Source organism: Bradyrhizobium sp. P2_E8, assembly GCF_056403875.1.
Window position 1 is genome coordinate 1 of sequence record NZ_JBFUES010001679.1, and the last position, 888, is coordinate 888.

The window sequence follows — 888 nt, forward strand, 5'->3', positions numbered from 1 at the left end:
CCGCTCGACGACCACAACGTCGAACGGTACTGCAACCTGCTGCACGAGATGACCGGCTCGACCGACACGCGCTTCATCATCATCACGCACAACCCGATCACGATGGCGCGGATGAACCGCCTGTTCGGCGTCACCATGGCCGAGCGCGGCGTCTCGCAGCTGGTGTCGGTGAGCCTGTCCGAGGCGGTGGACATCCTCGACCAGAACGTGGCGTGACGCCGCGCGCGCTCGACACCCATTGACGTCATCATCCGCCTTGTGCGCAAATTGCGCACTGGAGCGGATGATCCAGTACGCTGCGGCCTCTCGGTTGACGGCACTGTCTCGGAGTACTGGATGCCCCGCCTGCGCGGGGCATGACCGCAGATGATGATCTCACCCACCCTCCCCGCTGAGCTAAAGGCCGCACTCGACGCGAAGCTGCAAGGCTTTTCCCGCAGCGACGCCGCGCAGCGATCCCAGAAGATCTCGAACACCTATCGCGCCGGCGGCGGCTCCGGCACGATCAAGTCCGAAGCCGATGCGCTCGCTTACGCGCTCGCGCGCATGCCGGCGACCTACGCGGCGGTGGCGGCGAGCCTGAATGCGTTGACCGAAATCGCGCCGGACCTCGCGCCGGAAACGCTGCTCGACGTCGGCGCAGGTCCTGGCACCGCAAGCTGGGCCGCCGCGGAGGCGTTTCCCTCGCTGCAGGACTTCACCCTGCTCGACGCCAACACGACGCTGAGCCGGCTTGCGCTCGAACTCGCGCATGACAGCACGCGTCTGGCGGAATGCCGCTATTTGCGCGGCGATGCCGGCAACAATCTCACTGAGGTCTCGCAAGCCGATCTCGTCGTCGCGAGCTACATCATCGGCGAGCTCAGCGACGCCGATCAGCGCAAACTC

General features: G+C 66.0%; 2 protein-coding genes. Both read left to right on the plus strand.

Features of this window, described 5'->3' with window-relative positions; genetic code table 11:
* Nucleotides 1-216: hypothetical protein (locus tag AC1D00_RS43190; protein ID WP_477014934.1), on the plus strand; the 216-nt coding region annotated here is incomplete at its 5' end.
* A gap of 150 nt (nucleotides 217-366) precedes the next feature.
* The coding region (locus tag AC1D00_RS43195) for a small ribosomal subunit Rsm22 family protein (RefSeq protein ID WP_477014935.1) at nucleotides 367-888 on the plus strand (522 nt) is incomplete at its 3' end.